Genomic DNA, 23,027 nt, shown 5'->3' with positions numbered 1-23,027 from the left:
AAATTTTACACTTTCAAGAAAAAAATTAATAAAATTTTTGTCGTTTTTGGCGACTTTTTTATATTATCAAATAGCGCTATCCAAGTCAACTACTTTTTAATATTTTTTATTGAGCAATAATACTTAAATTATTAATTAACTACTATTGGCTCACAAAGAATTATTGTACCACCATATCAAAAAATTGCAATAGAAAAGCACACAATAAATTGTGTACTTTTCTACTGTGTTATTGAGTTTTTTCAATGATCTGTTGCGCCATAGATTGATATATTTTACCTATGGCATCTTCTTCTTGATATATAGAAGGTGCAAAGTCTTGTGGATCCCAAGAAGGCTGTGCTAGTGGTAACTTACCTAAAAGGTCAGTTCTAAGTTCTTCAACTAACTTCTCACCACCACCTGTGCCAAATACATATTCTTTATTTCCAGTTTCTTTACTTTCAAAATAAGACATATTTTCTATAACACCAAGGATAGAATGCTCAGTGTGTTTAGCCATCGCACCCGCTCTCGCTGCAACAAATGCTGCTGTAGGATGTGGCGTAGTTACAATAATCTCTTTACTAGATGGCAACATTGTATGAACGTCTAATGCAACGTCTCCCGTACCTGGAGGTAAATCTAAAATTAAATAATCTAAATCTCCCCATCTTACTTCAGTAAAGAAATTGTTTAACATCTTGCCTAACATAGGACCTCTCCATATAACAGGAGCATTTTCTTCAACAAAAAATGCCATTGATATAACTTTAACCCCGTAACGTTCTACTGGTATAATTTCTTTACCGTCTACGCCTGGTCTTTCATTAATGCCCATCATATCTGGAATACTAAAACCATAAATATCAGCATCAACTAATCCTACTCTTTTACCTTCTCTAGCTAAAGATACTGCTAAGTTGGCCGCTACGGTAGATTTACCAACGCCACCTTTACCAGATGCTATAGCAATAAACTCAACCGGATTATCTTTAGATAATAAACCTTCTATTGTTTGTGGTTGATCACTAGATGAACCTTTATATTTATCTACAGTATCAGCAGGAAGTTCCTCAAATCTAATTCCTACAGTATTTGCCCCATTCTCTTTTAATGCTTCAACAATTTTCATTTGAAGGTCTAATTGAGGTTGCCCCCCTAATTGTGCAATTGCTACTTTAACACTTACATGCTCGATTTCTTCTTTTATAGAGACTTCTATAACACCATCATTTTCAGATAAAGGTACGTTTATTATTGGATCATTAATTTTTCCAACAAGCTCTTTAACTTGTTCAACTGTTAACACAGTAAATCCCCCTCAAATTGTTATTATTAATTTTATTCTAACAAAAAAACGCTACTATTAGCTATGTATAGTAATAATTAATTTAATGTAAGTATAAGTTTAAAGTGAAAATGAAAAAAGAAGTTAGCTCAAAATAAAAAATTTAAGAGCTAACTTCTTTTACAAATATACTAAATTTCTCTTGTATTCACATTCGTTCTGTCTTCTCTAACAAACCAAGCCATGATTAAACCTATAACTACTAATACAGACACAATTGCAAAAGCAAAATCTACTCCGCCTGCTATAGCTTGTCGTTGTAACAATGCTTTACTTTCATGTGCCGTCGGTTCTGGTGCAAATATTTTTGCGCCAACTGTCATAAACGTTACCATAAGCGCAGTGCCTAAAGAACCGGCCGTTACTCGTCCAAAGTTACTGATGGCTGTACCGTGAGAAATATCTTTATTTTTTAAAGAATTAATACCAGCTGTATTTAAAGGCATCATTAATAATGATACAGAAAACATTCTTAGTGCATATACAATAATTAAATAAGTATAAGATGTTTCAACAGTGAGGAAACATAATAAAATAGTGAAAATTAAAAACAGTGTAAACCCTGTTAAAATCAATGGTCGCGCGCCATATTTATCATAAAATTTACCAGTATATATGGACATAATTCCATTAATTATAGCAACAGGCATAATAACTAAACCCGATAAAAATGCTGAAAGGCCTAATGCATTTTTACATAAAGTGGTATTAATAATGCTGGTCCTACCATACCCATCATAACGATCATTGATGATGCAGTCGTTAAAGTAAACACTTTATTTTTAAATACGACTAAATTTAATAACGGATTATAAATATTTAATTGACGTCTAATAAATGCAGTAATAATAATAACACTGACAATAAGTGCAATTATGACAATAGGACTAGAAAATCCTAAATTACCCGCACTACTAAATGCATATAATAAAATACCAAAGCCTAAAGTTGAATAAACAACTGATCTCTTATCGAGTACTGTATCTTTCGTTTCGTTATAACTTCTAATGAATATTGCACCGAAAATAAAACCTAACAGCGCAACACCTACTACTATTATAAATGGCATTCTCCAACTAGTAGCATCGATAACTAGTCCTGATAAAGTCGGGCCGATTGCAGGTGCAAATTGAATAACCAATCCTGCTAAGCCCATGGCAAAACCTCGTTTACTCTTAGGGAATAGCATAAACAATGTAAATTGCATTAAAGGCATAATAATACCTGCACCCATTGCTTGAATTACACGCGCTAGCATTAAAATACCAAAATTAGGTGCTAGTGCAGCAACTACAGAACCAATTAAAAATATTCCCATAGCGATTAAATAAAGTGGGCGTGTCTTGATTTTATCCATTAAGAAGGCTGTTAAAGGTATCATAACGCCATTAACTAGCATAAAACCGGTAACTAACCATTGTGATGTGTTCTCAGAAATATTTAAACCTTCCATTATTTGAGGTAAGGCTGTATTCAATAACGTTTGGTTTAAGATTGCTACAAACGCACTTACAATCATTACCGCAACGATCATATTTCTTTGTGAATTTGATATAGACTGCGAGGGCATCCAGTCACTCCTTTCAGTAATATATCTAATATTACTGTTATTTTTTTTGATTTAAATCTTTACTATCTGGATAAAACACTTCTTTACAAATAAACAATAATCCCATAATGACTAAGATTACCCAGAATTCTATGTTGATATAGGCGTAGTGAATGTGGACGACGAAGTAAAAAAGTAAAGTCGTTACGATAAAAGTGATTAAATGGTATGTTAAACCTTGAAAATAAGGATTATTATTCAATTTCTTTCTAAAATAATCCATTAAATTTTCAATGGCAAATAAAGTAAAGTAACCAAAAACAATATAACTACCATAATATAATAAATTGTCGTAAAATCCTCTGTTGTATCCAAAATAGGCTAAATGAAAGTAAATAAGTATACGACTTAGTCCAAAAAGACCAAACCCTAAAAAAGTCAGGAAAATTGCACCTGATAATACAAAAATAGTGAGAACAATTAGCGTTGTAAAAAAGTATTTGACAAACTTCATAGCATCTTTGCCCTCCTAATTAAGCGCTACAATAAAAAACATTCAGGTACATTTCCTTGAAAAATTAGTACGGATATCATTTTATCCAATAAAAAGTAACTACTAATGATAACAATTATAATACTAACTAAGAAAACACTTCAATTCAATTGCAATATCATTGTCTATTATACGCGTTCTTTTCGTTGCGTAACTAACCATAGAATGACTAACACAATTAAGAAGATAAAGGTTAACATAATAACATTATAAATATTGAACTTAACAAATGGTAATGAGAAATAGTATACGTAACCCATTATTGTCGAACCAATAGAACTTCCTAAACTTTTAGTTAACGTATATAGCGACATCATTCGTTTCATGTGATGAGGACTAGTTTCTTCTTGAATAATAACACTGTCTTTCGTATATACTGTACCGAAACTAATTCCTGCTAATAATAAACTAAAAGCAATAAATACAGGTGCTTGTTTTACTATTAGTATTAATAACCCACAAATAATTAACAAGGTAAAGGCACATAAATAAAGTCCCTTTCTCGAAAATTGAAGCTCTAATTTACCTAATGAAAAGTTCAAAACTAACCATGCTATTGATATAGGAAATACAACAAAACCACTTTGCAACGGGGTTAAGTTTAATTGTTCTTGTAAGTACACAGGCATATAAATGTTATAACCCATCAATATCATTGCATAGATAAAATCAGTTATAAAAATAACTATTATAGTTTTATTAAATTCAGTAACTGGTATAAATGGTGAATTCTTTCCTTTTTCATAGCGATAAAGTGTATAACCAACCAATATAGTAATTATGATCGAGCTTATGTTTAACAACAAGTGTTCTTTATTCATAATCGTAAAAATAAAAGCAAATATCATTATGTAAAATAAAGTCATACCTTTGATATCCAATTTTCTATTAGTCTTCGTTTCACTTGTTTCATTTTTAAAATGGAAAGTAATTAACACAAGCACTATTGCAATTGCTGCAATAGGTAAATTAATAAAGAATAACCAATGCCATGATAAAAATTGCAAAATGGCACCACCTAATAATGGTCCCACAATACTTGATATCCCCCACACACTACCTACAGTTCCCATTACTTTATATCTAAGTGGAATGGAGAAAGCTAGTTTTGGAACAATTTGGCTTAACGCCATCATTACACCCGCGCCTAACCCCTGTACAAAACGAGAAATAATAAGCATTGTAAACGATTCGCTCAAACCAGAAAATAAACTACCGATTGAAAATAAAATCAAACCTACTATCGTTATATAGCTAATTTTTAATCGATCTAGCGCTTCTCCTACTATTGGATTAGCAATAACAATCGCTATAAAATAAACTGCAAATACTAAAGATGCTAACCCACCAGCATTGAAATTTTGTTTAATAGTTGGTAATGCTAAAGAAATAATGGATGTCTCAATCGCTGCCATAAACATTATTAAAATCAATGCGACAACAATTCCGATAGATTTTAATTTCATAATTTCACCGCTTCTTCCTAAAATTTATCACACACTACTTAACCATTTTTACTTACAACTGACAATAGTTAAATTCAAAATTACTACTGATGACCTATACAAAACATTAAAGCAGCACCCTAACTTTAAATTAAAGGATGCTGCATAGTTTATAATTAAATTTGTCATTGTATTTTTGCTCTTACATAAAAAATACAATACCTATAAAGTGAAACGCAGAAGCTAATACAATAAATAGGTGCCATATCATATGAAAATAAGATTTGTTTTTTTGTGCATAAAACCAAGCACCTACCGTATAAGCAATACCACCAAATAATATAAAAAGCATAAACGTTATGGAGGTATGCGCGATAATAGCTGGAACAAATATAATTCCAACCCACCCCATAACTAAGTACATAATCAAACTTAATTTATGGTTAACTTGTTTCGCTAATGATTTGTATAATATACCCCAAATCGTAATACCCCATAAGATAATCATGGCAGTCCAACCAATCCAACCACCAATAAGCGATAAACAAATAGGAGTATAAGTACCAGTAATAGCTACATATATCATACTATGGTCAATAATTCTCATAATATATTTATGAGCAGAATTATTAGCCATAGCGTGATACACTGTCGATGAAATGAACATTAAAAAAATGCTGATTACAAAAACTGAAACACTAAATGCAAGGAGTTCATCTCCATGTATATAACTGCGTACTGCTGCATAAGGCAACACGCATAATGTTATAAAGGCAGCGAAACCATGAGATGCCGCATTCCCTACCTCCTCACCAAACGATAAAGGGATAATATCTTTAAAAGTTTCCATAAATTTATGTTCATGTTTATCATTTGAAAATTCGTTCATTCAATCAATCACCCTTATTTTAAGATGTTCATACGTTTTAAATCTTGAGTTGCGGTTTCTACACTGTCTTTACCTTCTTTATTTTTAAGTGGTGAGAACTCTTCATTTCTATCAACTTGCACTGTAATAAAACTATTAGCATATTGGAAAATATCAAAATAGAACAATTCAAATTTAAGCGTTGGTTGTTCTATGACGCCAAAATCTTCATCTAATTGTTTTAAGTTTTTAATAGCAAGATGATATGGCAAGTCACGATCGACTACATTTTGTATGAATGAAAGCTTAAAGGCATGGATACCAATGTTCGCATTATTTAACTCATTGGCAGTTTCTTCTGTTAGTTCAGAATACTCATAGATTGTGTCTTTATGATCTACATTTACTAAACGGCCTACACTTTCACCTGATTTAGGTTGTATTGATTTAGTTGATACATCTTTGCCATGAGCATCTACATAACCTGCAAATGCAAAGTCTAATACTTTAACTAATACATTATCGATATTATTCATAAAGATATATTCTACTCCAGCTTCGTTCATATCATTTAAATATCCTGCTTTATCAAGTGATTTAAATACACCGCCATTGCCGTTTGGTGTTTCTAAAACTTTGCCGTTAACATCTAATACTAATTTGCCTTCTTCAGAAAGTGCCACTACATTGTCTTGAATAAAGAAATGAACATGTTCATTGTCATAGCCGAAATAATTTTTATCTTCAAAAAATAACCTTGTTTCTCTATCATTCATATAACTAGTCATAATGTACCATTCAACAGTAGTACCTGTTTTAGCTTGTAGCTCTAATAATTGTCGAGCCTGTAGTTCAAATAGACTTACACCTTCAATTTCAAAAGAACCTTTCGGACCTTTATAACCTAATCGCGTTCCTTGACCACCAGCCATAAGCACAACTGCGAATTTGCCATTTTTGATAGCTTGAATTCCTTGTTGCTCATAATTTTCCAACATTTGTTGAGTGAAGTCTGTTTTTTTTTCGTATTTTACTTCTTGAACTGAAGAAACATCTTCAATCACTTTTTTATTTAAATATAAAGATTGGTATAAATTTTGAATTTGTTCTAAATCAAGAGATTTAACCTTATCATTTAATTGGGACTTTTCATTTGAACTCATTAACTTTTCGAATTCTATCAAATGACCCTGATTAAATTTCTCTAGTTCTTTTTTATCCAACATCTATTCTCTCCTAACATTTCTAATCTAATAGAAATAACTTAACTGACTTGTATCCATTACAATAAAAAACACTGTTTGTACAATAAAGCATATCGATTCATATAACAACTAATAACTTATAAAATATTTAATTAAATCATCTACATTAGCTTTAAACAAAGTGTAAACACTTCCTATAATAAGTGCAGAAGCCAATGATAAATCCACTAAACCACCTGTTTTAAAAGTTATTGGCAATTTTACAGTTAGAGGTACAGGATATAATAACTTCACACCTTTTGGCGTTAACATATCTAGTATAACATGCGAAATCAATCCAGTAATTATTGTAATAAAATAATATTGTGGTGTTTGAATTAGATATAGACCTAAACCTATTATTGCTATAAATAAAATTGAATGTGTAAAGGTTCGATGTCCGAAAAGCAATCTAATAAAGAAGCTTAACACTTTAATTTTACGTCCAATTTTACTTTGCGTATGACAGATATCTGGTAATAAACTAGCAATGACTGCTAATACCACTATCGTTACTGAGGTAAATAAATCTGTCTTATAATATGTGATAGCTAACGCCCCTACTAAAATCCCACACGATGCATGCGTTTTCCCTGTCATTATCACTTCTCCTTAATGTAAATTATTTTATCATATACATTATTATTAAGCGAACATACTTTCGTAAATCCGTTTAAAGTATGACACATTTTAAAAAAGTATCACATAATTCCTTGAAAACGATTCCATTTTATTATATGATATAATCATAAATTATTTAAAGGATGTGTTCTAGATATGGCAATGACAGTAAAAAAAGATAATAATGAAGTTAGAATTCAATGGAGAGTTGCAGATATCAAAATTCCTAATAGTGAAATCAAAAACATTTCTCAGGATCAAAACATACATGCTGTTCCTAAATTAGACCGAGAAAAAGTTTATAGAATTGGTTCAACTTTCGGTAAAACAAACAGAGTTATTATCGATACAGCAGATTATGAATACATTATTTATACTCAAAATGATCAAAAGGTTTATGATGAATTAACTAAATAATATATAATAAGGGACGAAAGCTCACTCATAGCGATCGTCTCTTTTTATATGTCTTTTATATTGACTCTAAACATTGAACTTCTTATTATGAACTTATAGTTATATATTAAATCAATCATGGTGGTGGCTAATATGTATGTAGTAACAAATCGTATTGACGTAAAAAAAGGATTTGCAGCAAAAATGGCTAACAAATTTACTTCAGGGGGAAAAATACAAGAATTACCCGGCTTTAATCGCATTGAAGTATGGCAAATCGCTGATTCAGAAGATTTTGACCAAATGTATGTCAATACATGGTGGGAAAGTGAAGAAGATTTTAAAGGTTGGTTAAATAGTGATGCTTTCAAAGAAGCACATAGTAAAAAAGACGATTCAAATAAAGAAGAGTCACCCGTCTTAAGAAATAAAATAGTAAAAGCCAACGTGCTATCTACACTAGACAATAATTAATACAATTATATAAATATAAAAAAGTACGCGTCCATTCAAGGAGGCGTACTTTTATTTTGCGTAATTGTTTAATTGAAGTATAAATGAGCCATTAGCGCTATTATAGGTAAGGCAATAATGGTACGTATAAGGAATATAACAAATAACTTAAATATACTCACCGGTATTTTTGAACCTAATATTACGCCACCAACTTCTGACAGATAAATAAGCTGTGTAATACTAAGCGCGCCAACGACAAATAGTGTAATGTTACTATTTGCACCTTCAATTAATATTGAAGGTAAGAACATATCGGCGAATCCAATAATTATGGTCTCAGAAGCATGTGATGCCTCAGGAATTTGCAATAATTCTAAATATGGCACAAATGGTTTGCCTATTATCGCAAATAAGGGTGTGTAGTTAGCAATAATTGTTGCTAACGTACCTATACTCATAACAACAGGTAAAATTACAAACCACATATCTATAACCGTTTTAAAACCAGACTTAAAGAATGCTATAAATCCTGGTGCCTTAATACCAGTTTCTGTAGCCATATCAAAACCATGACCTAGTGCAGTTTTACCTTCTGGTAATTTCTCTGTACGCATCTCTTGAGGTACTTCTTTAGCATAGATATCTTTAACTGATCGCAATGGCCAAACTCTAGGCGTAATAACTGCTAATACTATACAAGATATAATGACTGTTAAATAAAAGTAAAAGAAATGATTTTGCATATGTACCGTTTGTGCAACGACGATAGCAAAAGTTAAAGATACGACACTAAAAGTGGTCGCTATAACTGTTGCTTCCCTTTTTGAGTAAAATCCACCTTCATACTGTTTACTTGTTATTAACACACCTACAGTACCATCACCTATAAATGAAGCTAAGTTATCTACTGTAGAGCGGCCAGGTAGTGTGAAAAGCGGTCTCATGATTGGTCTGAAAATTGGACCTAATAGTTCCAATAGACCATATTCCATTAATAATGGTAAAAATAAAGCAGCGAATAAAAATACAGTAACTAATGTGGGGAGTAGACTCGTAAATATTAACGCGCCAGTATCTTCAGAGTAAATGACTTTAGTTCCAACTTTTAAATATGTAATCCAAACAAAAACAACTGCTAATAATCTTAAAATTAGCCAAACCCATTTGACATTAAACGCATTGCACATTAGACCACTTGGATTTAACTTATTTCTATAAATTGTAGAACATAACAATGACAATATGCCCGAAAGAGTGATAATTAATACAATAATTAATGGCATTGCATCCCCTATTATATCTCTCAAAACACTCGCCAAATAAGCTACCGTTAGTGTTGTTTCTTTTTTACCGTCTTTAGTCACTGTTATGGGTAATAAAAACAGGATAATTCCAATAAGTGACATGATAATAAACTTTAAACGACCTTTTATAATTTGCGACCTACTATATTGATTCATTAGCTTCATCTCCCTTAGATGTCATCTATTTCCGTCATCTCCGTAATGCAGCAATAATTATAACTTGAAATGAATATTTATGTAAATAGTGTCATTTACATAAATATATATTCTCTATCATTGTAACGAAACATATACTATTAATGTTATTATACCCTACATTTTCCTTAATAAATATAAAAAATATGGTGTTCCAACTATTGTGACAATGACGCCTACAGGAATATCTAAGGGAGGGTGTATCCCTCGTGCTAACGTATCACTGACAACTAATAATAACGAACCTATCAAACCTGACATAGTAACTACATGAATATGTTTAGGACCGACTAAGGAACGAGCAATATGTGGTGCTAATAAACCTAAAAACGTAAGACCACCAACGACTGAAATAGATGCACCTGCTAATATAACAGCCAGTAGCAATAATATGACCTTCACATGTTTAACCCTTGCACCTAACGCCATCGCAACATCATCACCTAAATTGAGTATGTCTAGTTGAAAACTATAATAAAAAATAATAGGTAGTGTTAAGATAAACCAAGGTAAAAGCGCTACTACATTATTCATATTATGCCCATATAAACTTCCCGTTAACCACACTAATGCATTATTAGCATCAAGTGGGTTCCTTATTAACAAATATTGCACAATAGCTGTACATATTGCGCCAATTGCTAGTCCTATTAATGCTAACTTAGATCCTTTTACATTTAATCTAGTGATACAAAATGTTAATAATACACTTATTATTAATGCCCCCGCAAATGAGCCAAAGGGTAATATGAATAAAGGCGCTGATGGGAATAACATAATAATAATAACCGCAGTTAAGCTCGCACCTTTCGTTATACCAATTACATCCGGAGAAGCGAGTGGATTCCTAACTACACCTTGAATTAGCGCACCAGAAATAGAAAGACTGCTACCTACAATTAAAGCTAATATCATTCTAGGCATACGGTACTCGTTTATAATGAAATTACTGTGTGTAAATACATCTTTGACCACATCTATTGGGTTAATAAATACTGCTCCAACAGATAGTGAAAGAATTGTACTTAATATCAATAAAATGGTTACAGTTATGTAACGAAATAAAAATTTGTTTGTCATAGTCGATCTACTCCTCTAATTGTAATTGCTAAGAAGTATACCGCTCCTAAAAATGATGTAACGATACCAACTGGTGATTCGAAAGGAAAAGCAATTAAACGACTTAAGACATCAGAAAGCAATAATAAATCTGCTCCAATAATCATCGATAAAGGAATCATTAATAAATAATTTCTACTGACATAATGTTTAACGATGTGGGGTACGATAAGGCCAACAAATCCAATCGGACCAGCTATTGATACCGAAGTTCCTGCTAAAACAATGACTAGTATGCCAATCATAATACGTATTAATTGAATTTTCTGTCCTAATCCTTTTGCTAAATCTTCGCCTAACTCTAATATAGATAATTGTCTCCCCATCAATATAGTTACAACAAAAGCTATAATTAACCATGGCAAGATATTCATAATTTGAGCCCATTTTATAGTTGATAATGATCCAACAAGCCAAAACATGACTGTAGTAGTTGAATCTTCATTCAGTAAAATAATTCCTTGGGTTAAACTCGAGAAAAATAAATGCACAGCCATACCAGCTAGTGCTAATTTGATAGGTGTTATTTTCTGAGTTGAACCTGATAATAAATAAACGGTTAGCCCACCTATAAAAGCACCGATAAATGCTAATATCGTTGAAATAGATGATAGTGACGGTATCGCTAATGTAATTAGGACAATTACGAAAGAAGCACCTGAATTCACACCAAATATTTGTGGGGACGCTAATGGATTTCTCGTCATTGCTTGCATTAACAAACCAGCTAATGCGAGCGCCGCACCAATTAATAAGCCCCCTAGCATTCTAGGCATGCGAACATTGTGCACTAAAAATGTCGCTTTCGTATTAGTATGGCCTGTAAAGTAACTAAATATATCGTGAGTAGTAATATGCGAAGAGCCAATAGCTAAGTTTAAATACATTACGATAAAAAGCAAGCACGCACTCACAATAAATATGAGTGCTGCTCGCTTAGGCTTATCTTGTTTAATCTTAGTTTGGCTAAATACTTTTAATTTAGCCATTTTTTCCACCTTACTTATCTTGAGATTTACTTTCATTTTTTGAAACCTTAACTAATTCTTTAGCGATTTCTTCTGAAGAAATAATACCTCTAGCACGAGCCCATGTATTTCTATCAACTACTTCGACTCTATTATTCTTAACTGCATCTATGTCATTCCAAACTTTATCACTTTCTTGTTTTTTCAAGTCTGGATCGTCTTTACCTTTGTCTGTCATGATAAACATTCTGCCAGGATTTATGTCTGAAAGTACTTCAGAGTTTAATTGTAGATAAGGTCCTTTTAAATATTTAGATAAACTGTCTGTTTTAGTTTTGTTTAAAGCGTTATTGAAGCCTAAATCTTTTAATAGCTGTCCAACGTATGTATTTTCTGGATGTGCTAATAATCCTGATTTAGAAGCTACTGCAGGCAATACTGCTTCTTTTTTGTCTAATGTGATTTCTTTGCTGTATTTGTCCATTAATTTTTCGTGCTTATCAAGTCTTTCTTTCCCCTTATCTTCTTTACCTACTGCTTTAGCAATAGTCTTGAATGCTTCAATGTTGTCTTTATAATCACTATCAAAGCTAGGTAACATAATTGTAGGTGCTATTTTTTCTAAATCTTTCTTAATCCCTTTATGTCTATTACTATCTGCAATGATTAAATCAGGCTTTTGGTTACTGATTTCTTCTAAGTTAGGCTGTTTACGTGCCCCTACTGATTTATAGTCACCAATTTTATCGCGAATTGGTTCAAGCAATCTATTTTTATCGCCATCATCTGCAACGCCTACAGGTTTAACACCTAACGCTGCAAGTGCATCAACGAATGAAAACTCTAATGCAACAACTTTTTTAGGATTTTTCTTAACTTTAGTTGTGCCTCCATCATTTTTAATAGAAACTGTATCATTGGATTCGCTCTTGCTGCTAGATTTCTTAGAGTCATTATTGCTAACTGTCCCACATGCTGCTACTAATAACAATGATAATGCTAAAAACATAATACTTATGAATTTCACTTTATGTTTCATCATTTCACTCCTTAAATATGTATCACATCACACATTTAATTGTATTGATAACGATTATCATTGTCAATATAAATTTTCCTTTAATTAAAACTATTTAATTGCTGTTCTATGAAGTGCTCATTTATGAGTTGAATACCTGAATCTTCCACATATTTTTTAGGAATATTATCGGCATACATACTTTGTGCTAAAGCTCTATATCCTAGTGCAAAGTTTATAGTATCGCCTACTTGATAATGATCACAATTTTGTAAATCAACCATGACATGATCACTTGTAGCCCCTAATACTTGAATATTGTTGTTAAGCGGCACTAGTTCATCAGCGTATGTGTCTAAATATCCGATATCTAATATAGCCTGTAAGTAGTTTTTACCAGTAGCTATATCTAATCTTGGTTTTATTTCTACTATTTCTGCCTCCATAGTTATCGCATCTTGAAACAAAGTTGCAATTGGTTTATCAGTCGTAGTATCTGTGCCCCTAAATAGTGTCTCACCAATACGTAAATCATTAATCATACCTAAATTATTGTAAAACATTTGAGGCAACATACTTGAATTACCGCCTGATATGATTTTGAAATGAAAACCCGCTTCATTTTCAATAGAAGCTACAAATTGATTTATCATTTCTACGTCATTGTCATTTGGTGGAATTGCATTAAAACACATAAAGTTAAATGCCAAACCAGATAAACAAATATTATGCATCGTTAAAATTTCTTGAATGTAGTCTATAACGTCGTAGGTTAAAATACCTTCTCGAGCATCTTTCCAATCAATCATGAGTAGAATTTGATGTTTTTTATGATGCTTTTTTGCTATTTCATTTATTTGTCTAATCGTAGTAATTTCAGTTTGAATGCTCATTTTACTTTTAAGAACGACATCTTCTAACTCACTTTTATTCACCGTTCTTATCATCGTAAAAGATACATCCTCATCAATAGACTTGTTAATATTATCAATGCGAGCTTCAGCAAAATGTGTTAGTCCTATATGTTTTAAAACTTCAATAATTCTTTTATCTCCTGCTACGCACTTAATTACCGGTGTAAAATTAATATCATGCTCTGCCAGTGTAGACAATAACACTTTAGCGTTATATTGAATTTTAGATAAATTAATTTGTAGTTGAACCATTACTTTACACCTCTTTTCTTAATGGATTAGGTAATTCTGTAGTAACATATTTCTTTACTTTTTCTTCCATTCTCATTCTTAGAAGAGCTTTTACTGTAATTGTTTCACCAAATAAAATTTTTCGAAGTTCAGTGGCATGGCATTTATCATCATCAATTGCTTCGTCAACGATACGTTGCACAATATTAAATAATGCTTGTTCTTCGATGGCTTCATATTGACTAAAATGATGAATTAGTTCGGCAATTTGATTTTGTATTACGGCATGTTGAAATTTTTCTATAACTGTTTCTATTGATTCTCCAATTAAACTTGTATTATTAATTTCCACATTGGGCAACCGATTACACATAGTATTTAAGTCTATTCTTGAACCACCTAAATCTCTTACAATAAATGCCATTTGATAATCATTGCCTAAATTAACTACTGTATTTTGCATATGAGCCTCTAAAGCTATGCCATAATCTTGTATATAAGCAATAAGTGGCTTAATTAATGTTTCTGCATAATTAAATATAAATTTATCAACTGTATTTTTATTGACCCCATTATCTACCCATTCGAGGTAACTGTCGACAATATATTTATTATCAATTGGATTTTTATTTACTAAACTTGCCGTTACTATGGTTACACCATTGCGCACAAATATTGGTTTTCTTCTGACAATACATGCCAACTGTTTAGCTAAAGATTCTTCAGCATCTGCATAAATACCGTAAGGCTCCGTTGCCACGTGTAATTGCGGATATATCTCTAACATCGATTGCAATTCATAGCTAAGTCGGGGTCCGTCTATGGTTGTCACTGGTCCTACAGTTCTAACTGCACTAGTAGCTTGTACATTGACAGGCAATTTAATATGAAATGGTTTATTTATTAGTTCCATTGTTCTAAACGATAATGTCGCTTTAGAAGGTATTTCAAAAGGTGTAGGTAACAAATATTGATCCTTAATCCATGATTTAAATTTATGAACGATAACATGGTCATATTGCCAAGGATGTACTAAAATCACTTGATAATCTTTAAGTTTTAGATTATATGGCTCTAAAAATGCTTTCAGTCTATATTTATATTCTGGTAAGACACTATCTAATATAAAATGTTCATCATCTTCCATAGTGGTTGGTACAGCTTTATCGTTGTGAATTAACATAAGTTTAAGTGGTATGACCTTCTCAAACTCAGGCGCATACTTTTTCATTTCTTCTTGTGTCAAAGGTAATTTAGTTTTTGATAATGGGTGTGTTGGATGACCTTCCAAAACAAGACTTTCTGAATAACTTAAGTCGTTCATATCACTTTCAGCTGTAATATGTTGTAGCCATGCGAAAAAATTAATTATTTCTGGCATTCTTGTAAATCTTAAACTTGAATGTATATGTTTTTTTCTATTTTCGAAATTTTGATAAGTTAATTCAAAACCATCTCTGCTTGATAATAATTCTTCTTTTAATCGTTCTTGAATATTAATATCAAATTCATATGTCAATATATCTATTAATTGTTCAAGATTGGTGATTGAATACTGTATATTACCGCATTTATAAGTTGGATTGCCAATAAAGACAAATCGTTGCATTATACTTTTTCTATCAACTTCGAGTACAAGCGCTCGACCTTTATATTGCAAATTAACTTGGTTGTTATTTTCACTAAATAATAATCCTTCAGGAAAAATTTCTTCTTTTATTATTGCATTCATAACACGATGCTGAACGTTCAAATCCGCTAAGTCACACGCTGAACTAATCATATATCAGGTCCTCCAACTTCTTTCTTTTATTTATCAAGCTAAATATAAGTGCTATTGATATGGTACTTACTCCCATTATCATAAATGTTTGAATTATACCAAAATAATTTGCAAAAAAACTCATGACCATAGAACCCAGTGGTATCATTCCTCGATCCATCATTACTACACTTATTATCTTACCTCTATCTTCAGTACTTACACGTTCTTGGAAATAAATTCTATTAGTAGTTCTTGCCCATTGGCTAAATAATCCGATTAATAATATCGAAATAAATAAAGTATATGTATTAGAAATCATCGTCCCTAATAGAGCTATGCCAAATAATATTGAGCTGCCATAGTATACTTGAACGATTGAAAATTTATTTAAAATATTAGGCAAGATAATCGTAGAAATAATTCCACCAATTGCACTGCATGTCATTGCTGTACCAAATATGGCAGCTTGATCAGGAAAATTTTTATCCGTTAAAACAGGCAACAGTGTACTAAATGAAAATCCAGTTGCCATTATCAATAATGATGTTATAAAAATTCTTGCACCTACTAGATTGTCTTTAAAATAGTTAGTAACAACGCTTAAAGACATCGTTTTATTTAAAATCATTGGGTCTTCATTTTTTAAACTAATCGGTAAACAAACCAGTGCGGCTAACAAGTAACAAATGGCTTGAATCACAAATGAAACTTGTGAATTATATGTTGCAACAATAAAACCTGCGATTGCTGGTCCAATTGAACGACATATATTTATAATAAACGAATGATATGATACCGCTTGTGTCGTTGATAATTTAGAACTTAAATTAGGTAATGCAGCTTGTCTTATAGGTGTCTCTACTGCACTCAATATTCCTCTACCTAATGAATAAATTAAAAATATAATAATTGGTAATTTATCAATCGATATGTTGAGTATGCATAGTAAACTCGTTAAAATAAATGATAGCGAGATTGTTATTTTAATTAAGGTAGCTTTATTATATTTATCAGCTAAAGTACCAGCCCATAGACTTAAAATTAAAATGGGAATAAGTCTGAAAAAATTTATTAATCCCAAGTATATTGCATTATGGTATAAACTAAAAACATACCAATTTAACGTTATTTGTCCTATCCAATTTCCTAAGAACAACAGAAATGAACTCGGAAAAAAATACTTAGCCATGAAAATCCACCTATCTTTTCAATTGATAATAATTATCATTATCGATATTATGGATTATACAAATATTATATAAATTTGTAAAATAATTTTTTTAGAGGTGCATTATGAATCAGCAAATTGAACTAACCGAAGATGAACGTCATGCTTATGAATATTTAAACACTAGAAATGAAGCATGGGCGTCTAAATATAGAGAAACAGTTATGATGAGTCGTGATAAAATCACACAACGCTTTATAACATCAATGTATAGAGAAAATTTAGCACAATGCCATCTCTATAGTAATATTTTAAATGTTAATGATTTAAATTATGAAATAACAACAACACATACTAGAGTACTTGAAATTAATTATCCTAAAGTTAATAAAATAATTTTAGCTCCTATCTCAGGTGTTTTTGCATTTGACCGAATCGACGTGGAAGGTCCCTTTTATTTTATTGAAAATAATAAATGTTCACGTGTCTTACACCCTTCAGAAGTATTAGACTGTATTTTAACTCAGTTACCAGAGTTGAAAAATAATGCAAGTGAACAGTTTAATGCTGACATGATAAACAGTGCGGCAAATTTAGCACTTGCGATAAGTTTTCAAGCACACCATTTACATGATAATGATGAAGAACTTTGGCAATTAATTAAAAATGCGGAGGATAGCTATTTAAGATCTGAACAAGCTGTCATAGAAGGTCATCCACTCCATCCAGGTGCAAAGTTACGTAAAGGAATGACGGCACAAGAGACCCTCGACTATTCATCTGAATTTGCCAATCCAATAAAATTGAAATTTGCCTTATTACATAAAGATTTAGCAACAACACAATCACAAAATAGTTCATTTAATGATATGTTATTTGCTCAATTTGACGGTCTCAAATCCGCTGTGTTAAATCAAATTAACCAAAAAGAAGTTTCAAATTATCATGTTATTGTTATTCATCCTTGGCAATATGAACGCATTATAAAAGAACAATATACAGATTTAATTATAAGCGACAATTTAATCTTAATTAATTATGATGTTACTTACTATTCAGGCTTGTCTTTTAGAACATTAATGCCTAAACACCCTAACTTATTACCACATATAAAATTGGCTACGAATGTGCATATCACAGGAGAAATTAGAACACTGTCTGAACAAACAACCTATAATGGCCCGTTAGTAACAAATATCTTGAATCAAATATTAAATGAAGATCAACTGTTCAATAATATCCAATCAACTACAGTTGAAGAATTAGCAGGCATACATTTTTATAATGTGAATGATGGTGACAAACAACGTCAACGTAGTGAACAACTAGGGACATTATTCAGAAAAAACATCTATCAAATTACTGACGTTAGAGCCACGCCAGTTATCGCTTCTAGTTTAGTAAGTTCACATTACTACAACGATACTTCATCTTTAGAAACAGTCATTTCTGATTATATGCGAAATTATCATTTTTCCAGTTTTGATGAAGCAGCCCACGCGTGGTTAACACATTATGGTCAGCAATTGTTTCATTTAGTTATACCTTTAGTCGCGAAATATGGTATCGCATTAGAAGCACACTTACAAAATACTGTCGTTGTAATTAACCAAGACGGTTCTCTGAATACGATTTATATACGTGATTTTGAAGGTTTACGAATAAACAAAAACCAATTAAATCAAATGGGTTATAGCACAGCAGGATTTCATAAATCTTCGCTGATTCTCACAGACAAACAGCAAACAGTATTTAACAAAGCTTTTTATTCAACTGTTCAAAATCATTTAGGTGAATTTATATTAACAGTGGCAAAAGTAGCTAAAAATTCTAGCTTTGAAGCAAACGTGTGGACTGAATTAAGTAATATACTCGCCCAAAATATAGAAAGTATAGCTCAAACAGTGACAAATAAAGTGAATATTGAGGAATTTAAAAAGATTATATTTGCTAAGAATATAGATTATAAATGTGTGACTACTATGCGCTTAGTCGATGAATCCGATTATTATACTTACATCAAAGTATCTAACCCACTTCATCGCTCATATTAAAAAAACCACGATTAACAATTAAGTTAATCGTGGTTTTTTAATTATTCTAAGCCTTTTTCTTCTTTGTTTGAACTTTGGCTTTTTTCATTTTTTTGTTCCCATTCTTTCTTAGTCATAACATCTTCTACATGCATGTTAACTTCTACTACCTCTAAACCAGTAATATATTTAACTTGCTCTTTTACTATATCAGTAACTTTACGGAAAATTTTAGGTGCTGATTCTCCATATTCTAAGATTACTTTTAAATCAACGGCTGCTTGTTTTTCTCCTACTTCAACACTAACACCTTGTGTCACGTTGCCACTATTACTACTAAATGAATTTGAGATACTATCTACAAATCCACCTTTCATAGCTAAGATGCCGTTAACTTCACGTGCAGCTATACCTGCAATTTTTTCAATTACTTCGTCTGCAAAAGTTAATTTGTTAGAGAAGCTTTGTTGTTGATTTTGTTGCTGTTCTTGCTTTTGTTCTTGCTCTTTTTCGTTTACTCCAGTTTGGTTATCATATGCTTGCTTTGCTTTATTGTTATCTACTGCCATGTTAATTTCTCCTTTATTGTGAAATTTAAATTTTTAAAATACATTTTAACTCCATCGGTTTAAAAAATTTAAAAACTCTTGCTTACGGTCTTTCATATACCCAATACCAATACCAATTAAACACAATACAATTATTAATATTGTTTTCCAAAATCCTAGTGTTAGAAATAGTATTGCTATAATTAAGAATGCTAGAAAACCTATAATTCTCCACTTAAATGTTTTAAATAAATCAATCACTATTTGAGTGGAATCTTGTCCATTTTGATTATTATTGTTAGTCATGATTACCCTCCCTTACAACACACGTTGACCTGAGGTTTTTTGATCTCTAACATTGACCTCTAGTTTTTTTACAGGAATTTCTGTAAAATGTTCAACATTTTGCTTAATATCTTCTCTAATTTGTTCAGTTAATGATTTAACTTGTACTTCTCCAGGAACAAAGAAATCAGCTTTAATTGCAATATGTGAATTCTTCTTCTTGTTATAAAGTTTAGCCACTACGTTTGGCTGTCTAATTTGGTCATAACTTACTAACGTATCGTAAGCAGATTTTTCAACTGCTTTTCTTGATACATAAATATGTCCATCTTGAAAATCCTTATAAAGTCCCGGTTTTCTATACGTAGGTTTGAACAAGCTAAATACTAATATGAGACCAATTAAAATAAGAAATGCTGCTAATCCAATAAGTGTTGGTTTGAACCAATTAAATTGTAGTAGGTATTGTTGGTATTGAGTTATTCTTGAATCATCGATATACATGAATAATAAAAATCCAACAATGACAACAATTAAGAGTCCTAATATAAAGTTTTTTAAGCGTTTCACCCCGTATGACACCTCCTATGCATTTAAACTATGATTTTTAGTACTTTGCGTGATACAAAAATATACCCCATTAGTAATTTCCAAAAACATTTTTTAACTTTTCTTTCAAAAATAAATAAAAATTAGTTATCAAAAATAATATAACTTGAACAATTTTGAAATTTTATAATAGGTTGTACCTCTTTTAAAGTATATTTTATTATAACTACGTCTATTTACCCTTTTTAATGCTATTTAGTCATCTAAAATAAAAAAACAACCTCCATAAAGGAAGTTGTTTTAATAAAAATTAATTCGTTGAGTCTTCTAAATTTATAACTAATTTTCCGATCATACTATGACTTTCTAAAATTTTATGCGCTTCATAAAGTGAATCAGCTGATAAGCCTTGTATAACTTTATTCACTGTAGGCTTATATTTACCTGTTTCTAATTTTTCAGTAATATCAGTTAAATATTGATGATGAATATTTAAGTCCTCTGTTTCACACAAAGGTCTTGAATACATATATTCATGGGTAAATGTCACACTTTTAGATTTTAATAAGTTTAAATCTTGTTTTTTATTAAACTCAACTATTGTCGCTATTTTACCTCTAGGCTTTACAAGTTCTATCATTTTTTCAAAGTATAAGTCTGTATCAAATGTACAAAATATATAATCTACAGATGTTATACTATTTTGTTCAAACTCTTTACTTAAATCATTTTTATGGTTGATAACGACATCAGCACCCATCTCATCTGACCATTGTATCGTTTCTGGTCTAGAAGCAGTAGTTATTACTTTAAGTCCGTAATACTTAGCAATTTGTGTAGCTATACTCCCTACACCACCTGCTCCATTAATAATTAAAATTGATTTACCTTCATTCTTTTCAGGATGATGTGAAATACCAAAAACATCAAATAAAGTTTCTGAAGCAGTTAGTGAAGTTAGCGGAATACTTGCAGCTTCAACATCTGTAAGATTTGTCGGTTTTAAAGCAGCTAAACGTTCATCGACTAGTTGATATTCTTCATTTGAACCTTGGTAATTAGGTGAACCCGAGTAATAAACTTTATCTCCAACCTTAAAAGAACCTACTTTATTTCCAATTGCTTCTACAGTTCCAACAGCGTCAAATCCTAAAATGCGCGGCCCCTGTTCAATCGGACTTTGTCTTAACTTCGTATCCACAGGATTAACACTTATGGCATTAACCTTAACTAACAGTTCTTGATTTTGTGGTGTCGGTTTTGTTCTGTCAAATTCATAAAATAAATTCCCTTCGTCAAGTTGGAATCCTTTATCTGCTCCAATTGCTTTCATTTTTATACACTCCTCTTAAATATCATCTTCAACATTAACTACTTGTTTCCCAAAATTGTCACCACTGAATAAATTTCTAAAAGCATGTGGTAAGTTCTCAAATCCATCCATAATTGAAGTTTTAGTTTTAATTTTATTCTCTTCTACCCATTGAGCCAATTGCTTACTAGCTTGAGGGAAATCATTCGCATAATTACCCACAATAAAGCCTTGCATAAGTGCTTGAGATTTTATGAGTATAGGTTGTATTCTTGGCCCAAATGAAATGTCATTATCATTATAACCAGATATTGCACCACATACAGGTATTCTTGCAAATTGGTTTAGGTGCTTGAATACTTCATCGGCAATTTCTCCGCCTACATTTTCAAAATAAACATCTACGCCATCCGGAACGGCTTGAGCAAGATTTTGTGCAAAATTGCTGTCTTTATAATCTACCGCTTCATCAAAACCTAATTCATTTATAATATAATTAGTCTTTTCTTCGCCACCTGCGATTCCAACGACGCGTGCGCCTTTTATTTTAGCAATTTGTCCAACTACAGAACCTACTGCACCAGATGCAGCTGAAACTACAACTGTTTCGTTCGGTTGTGGGTTACCTATCTTTAATAATCCATGATATGCAGTTTGACCAGTTAAACCTAATACGCTTAAATATAAGTAAATAGGTATATCATGATTTGTTACTTTTGTGACTTCAGCACTATTCACTGTCATTTTCTTCCGCCATGGTAATCTACCAACCACAATATCATCTTCAGCAATATTATCATCTTTACTTTCTATTACTCTTGCTACGATGTGACTGACGATAGGTTCATCTAGTTCGAAAGGTGCCACATATGAATCTGAATCATTCATTCTACCTCTCATATATGGATCAACTGATATATATAGCGATTCTAGTAGTATTTCATTTTCTTGAGGCTTAGCTACTTCAATTGTTTCATATCTAAATACATCATCATTTGGTAGTCCTTCTGGACGTTTAGCTAGTACTACTTGTTCTGTTTTCATTTACATCACTCCTAGTAAATTATCATCTATATAATGATATTCCCACTATTACTCTAAATCAATCAAATCGCTTAATCAATTTACTCATGTTATGATTAGCGTAAAATTCTAA

General features: G+C 31.5%; 21 protein-coding genes and 1 pseudogene. 3 read left to right on the top strand and 19 right to left on the bottom strand.

What is annotated here, in order from left to right:
- Window positions 1-229: 229 nt before the first annotated feature.
- From ISP02_RS03340 to ISP02_RS03310, 7 genes and pseudogenes are all read right to left on the bottom strand, one after another.
- Complete coding sequence (locus tag ISP02_RS03340; RefSeq protein ID WP_195720244.1) at window positions 230-1,291, bottom strand: Mrp/NBP35 family ATP-binding protein; 1,062 nt, start codon at window positions 1,289-1,291, stop codon at window positions 230-232.
- A 170-nt stretch (window positions 1,292-1,461) separates the two neighbouring features.
- Window positions 1,462-2,900 (bottom strand): annotated as a pseudogene (locus ISP02_RS03335) (MDR family MFS transporter).
- Between the two features lie 37 nt (window positions 2,901-2,937).
- On the bottom strand, window positions 2,938-3,393 hold the full coding sequence (locus ISP02_RS03330) for a SepA family multidrug efflux transporter (protein WP_195720243.1): 456 nt from the start codon (window positions 3,391-3,393) through the stop codon (window positions 2,938-2,940).
- A gap of 167 nt (window positions 3,394-3,560) precedes the next feature.
- Window positions 3,561-4,898 (bottom strand): multidrug efflux MFS transporter SdrM, encoded by a 1,338-nt coding sequence (gene sdrM, locus ISP02_RS03325; RefSeq protein ID WP_195720242.1) that lies wholly within the window; start codon window positions 4,896-4,898, stop codon window positions 3,561-3,563.
- Window positions 4,899-5,079: 181 nt separating this feature from the next.
- Complete coding sequence (gene trhA / locus ISP02_RS03320; protein ID WP_195720241.1) at window positions 5,080-5,766, bottom strand: PAQR family membrane homeostasis protein TrhA; 687 nt, start codon at window positions 5,764-5,766, stop codon at window positions 5,080-5,082.
- Between the two features lie 14 nt (window positions 5,767-5,780).
- Window positions 5,781-6,971, bottom strand: coding sequence for a UTP--glucose-1-phosphate uridylyltransferase (locus ISP02_RS03315; RefSeq protein ID WP_195720240.1), 1,191 nt, complete (start codon window positions 6,969-6,971; stop codon window positions 5,781-5,783).
- A 108-nt stretch (window positions 6,972-7,079) separates the two neighbouring features.
- Complete coding sequence (locus ISP02_RS03310; RefSeq protein WP_195720239.1) at window positions 7,080-7,589, bottom strand: metal-dependent hydrolase; 510 nt, start codon at window positions 7,587-7,589, stop codon at window positions 7,080-7,082.
- A 177-nt stretch (window positions 7,590-7,766) separates the two neighbouring features.
- On the opposite strand from ISP02_RS03310, the gene ISP02_RS03305 reads away from it, so the two are divergent.
- On the top strand, window positions 7,767-8,027 hold the full coding sequence (locus ISP02_RS03305) for a SunI/YnzG family protein (protein WP_195720238.1): 261 nt from the start codon (window positions 7,767-7,769) through the stop codon (window positions 8,025-8,027).
- A 132-nt stretch (window positions 8,028-8,159) separates the two neighbouring features.
- Entirely contained in the window at window positions 8,160-8,480 is a 321-nt protein-coding gene (locus ISP02_RS03300) for a heme oxygenase (RefSeq protein ID WP_195720237.1), read from the top strand.
- A gap of 68 nt (window positions 8,481-8,548) precedes the next feature.
- Here ISP02_RS03300 and ISP02_RS03295 read toward each other — a convergent pair whose 3' ends face one another.
- The 7 genes from ISP02_RS03295 to ISP02_RS03265 form a co-directional block, all read right to left on the bottom strand.
- The gene (locus tag ISP02_RS03295) at window positions 8,549-9,922 is read right to left on the bottom strand and encodes a YjiH family protein (RefSeq protein WP_195720236.1); all 1,374 of its coding nucleotides are present in this window, start codon (window positions 9,920-9,922) and stop codon (window positions 8,549-8,551) included.
- A gap of 156 nt (window positions 9,923-10,078) precedes the next feature.
- Window positions 10,079-11,041, bottom strand: a complete 963-nt coding sequence (locus tag ISP02_RS03290) for a FecCD family ABC transporter permease (RefSeq protein ID WP_195720235.1) — start codon at window positions 11,039-11,041, stop codon at window positions 10,079-10,081.
- Entirely contained in the window at window positions 11,038-12,069 is a 1,032-nt protein-coding gene (locus ISP02_RS03285) for a FecCD family ABC transporter permease (protein ID WP_195720234.1), read from the bottom strand. Before ISP02_RS03285 ends, ISP02_RS03290 begins: the two co-directional genes overlap by 4 nt.
- Before the next feature lie 10 nt (window positions 12,070-12,079).
- On the bottom strand, window positions 12,080-13,087 hold the full coding sequence (locus tag ISP02_RS03280; protein WP_195721816.1) for an ABC transporter substrate-binding protein: 1,008 nt from the start codon (window positions 13,085-13,087) through the stop codon (window positions 12,080-12,082).
- A gap of 80 nt (window positions 13,088-13,167) precedes the next feature.
- Window positions 13,168-14,232 (bottom strand): alanine racemase, encoded by a 1,065-nt coding sequence (locus tag ISP02_RS03275; RefSeq protein WP_195720233.1) that lies wholly within the window; start codon window positions 14,230-14,232, stop codon window positions 13,168-13,170.
- A 4-nt stretch (window positions 14,233-14,236) separates the two neighbouring features.
- On the bottom strand, window positions 14,237-15,994 hold the full coding sequence (locus ISP02_RS03270) for an IucA/IucC family protein (RefSeq protein WP_195720232.1): 1,758 nt from the start codon (window positions 15,992-15,994) through the stop codon (window positions 14,237-14,239).
- Entirely contained in the window at window positions 15,987-17,165 is a 1,179-nt protein-coding gene (locus ISP02_RS03265; RefSeq protein WP_195720231.1) for an MFS transporter, read from the bottom strand. Before ISP02_RS03265 ends, ISP02_RS03270 begins: the two co-directional genes overlap by 8 nt.
- 104 nt (window positions 17,166-17,269) lie before the next feature.
- Between ISP02_RS03265 and ISP02_RS03260 the strand changes: the two genes are divergently transcribed.
- The gene (locus ISP02_RS03260) at window positions 17,270-19,198 is read left to right on the top strand and encodes an IucA/IucC family protein (RefSeq protein ID WP_195720230.1); all 1,929 of its coding nucleotides are present in this window, start codon (window positions 17,270-17,272) and stop codon (window positions 19,196-19,198) included.
- A 41-nt stretch (window positions 19,199-19,239) separates the two neighbouring features.
- Here the strand turns inward: ISP02_RS03260 and ISP02_RS03255 are convergent, their stop codons facing one another.
- The 5 genes from ISP02_RS03255 to ISP02_RS03235 all read right to left on the bottom strand — a co-directional run bounded on the left by ISP02_RS03255 (window position 19,240) and on the right by ISP02_RS03235 (window position 22,915).
- The gene (locus ISP02_RS03255; RefSeq protein WP_195720229.1) at window positions 19,240-19,746 is read right to left on the bottom strand and encodes an Asp23/Gls24 family envelope stress response protein; all 507 of its coding nucleotides are present in this window, start codon (window positions 19,744-19,746) and stop codon (window positions 19,240-19,242) included.
- Window positions 19,747-19,791: 45 nt separating this feature from the next.
- Window positions 19,792-20,031, bottom strand: coding sequence for a DUF2273 domain-containing protein (locus tag ISP02_RS03250; protein ID WP_195720228.1), 240 nt, complete (start codon window positions 20,029-20,031; stop codon window positions 19,792-19,794).
- A gap of 12 nt (window positions 20,032-20,043) precedes the next feature.
- On the bottom strand, window positions 20,044-20,580 hold the full coding sequence (amaP, locus tag ISP02_RS03245; protein WP_195720227.1) for an alkaline shock response membrane anchor protein AmaP: 537 nt from the start codon (window positions 20,578-20,580) through the stop codon (window positions 20,044-20,046).
- A gap of 289 nt (window positions 20,581-20,869) precedes the next feature.
- Window positions 20,870-21,892, bottom strand: coding sequence for a zinc-binding alcohol dehydrogenase family protein (locus ISP02_RS03240; RefSeq protein WP_195720226.1), 1,023 nt, complete (start codon window positions 21,890-21,892; stop codon window positions 20,870-20,872).
- A gap of 15 nt (window positions 21,893-21,907) precedes the next feature.
- The gene (locus ISP02_RS03235) at window positions 21,908-22,915 is read right to left on the bottom strand and encodes an NADP-dependent oxidoreductase (protein WP_195720225.1); all 1,008 of its coding nucleotides are present in this window, start codon (window positions 22,913-22,915) and stop codon (window positions 21,908-21,910) included.
- Window positions 22,916-23,027: the final 112 nt, after the last annotated feature.

It is taken from the genome of Staphylococcus durrellii (assembly GCF_015594545.1).
GTDB lineage: Bacteria > Bacillota > Bacilli > Staphylococcales > Staphylococcaceae > Staphylococcus > Staphylococcus durrellii.
The sequence above is the reverse complement of the archived record's forward strand: the minus strand, read 5'-3'. Positions and strand labels throughout refer to the sequence as shown.